The organism is Shinella sp. JR1-6 (assembly GCF_004284735.1).
In the GTDB taxonomy this organism is placed as follows: domain Bacteria; phylum Pseudomonadota; class Alphaproteobacteria; order Rhizobiales; family Rhizobiaceae; genus Shinella.
Map to the genome: position 1 here is coordinate 1 of NZ_SHMI01000127.1, position 820 is coordinate 820.

An 820-nucleotide genomic window follows, 5' to 3' on the forward strand; every position below is an offset into this window, starting at 1 on the left:
GTAATCCTCCGGTGGAGGCCGCGGGTTATGCCGCTTGAGCGTTCAGCGTGTCTTGCTGCCAGTTCCACGGAAGCAATTGCTCCAGCCTGGTGATCGGCGTGTCGGCGATGCGGGCGAGAACGTCGGCAAGCCATGCCTGCGGATCGATGTCGTTGAGCTTGGCGGTCATGAGCAGTGTCGCCATGAACGCGGCACGGTCAGCACCACGGTCCGATCCGGCGAAGAGCCAGGACTTCCTGCCGAGCGCGAAGCCTCGCAGGGCTCGCTCGGCCGCATTGTTCGTCAGGCAAATCCTGCCATCCTCGAGGAATGACGTGAAGCCATCCCAACGCTTGAGCATGTAGTCGATCGCCTCTGCGACGGGAGAACTGCGCGATAGCTTTGCCCGCTCGGTTTGGAGCCAGCCGTGCAGCTTTTCGACGAGTGGCTGGCTGTCCTTGCGCCGGCGCTCCAGGCGCTGGTCGGCGGCAAGCCCGTTGATCTCCCGTTCGATGTCGAACAGACCATCGATCCGTTTGATCGCTTCCAGGGCCATGGGCGAGATCGGCGCGGCGTTCCTTCCACGTTTGGCGTTTGCCGCAATGTCGGCGAGCACGAAGAACTTGCGCCTCGCGTGCGCCCAGCACAGTGCTTGCGTCAAGGAACCGGGATCGCGGTCTACCTTGAACAGCGGATTGTAACCGCCATAGGCATCCGCCTGCAGAATGCCGGTGAAGGTCTTCAGATGGCGTTCCGGATGCTCCTGCCGCCGGTCTCGCGATGCATAGTAGAGTGCCGCCGGCGGTGATAGCCCTCCGAACGGCCGGTCATCCCGGACATA

General features: G+C 62.9%; 1 protein-coding gene. It reads right to left on the reverse strand.

Features of this window, described 5'->3' with window-relative positions:
- Positions 1 to 25: 25 nt before the first annotated feature.
- The coding region (locus tag EXZ48_RS34705; RefSeq protein ID WP_130521631.1) for an IS66 family transposase at positions 26 to 820 on the reverse strand (795 nt) is incomplete at its 5' end.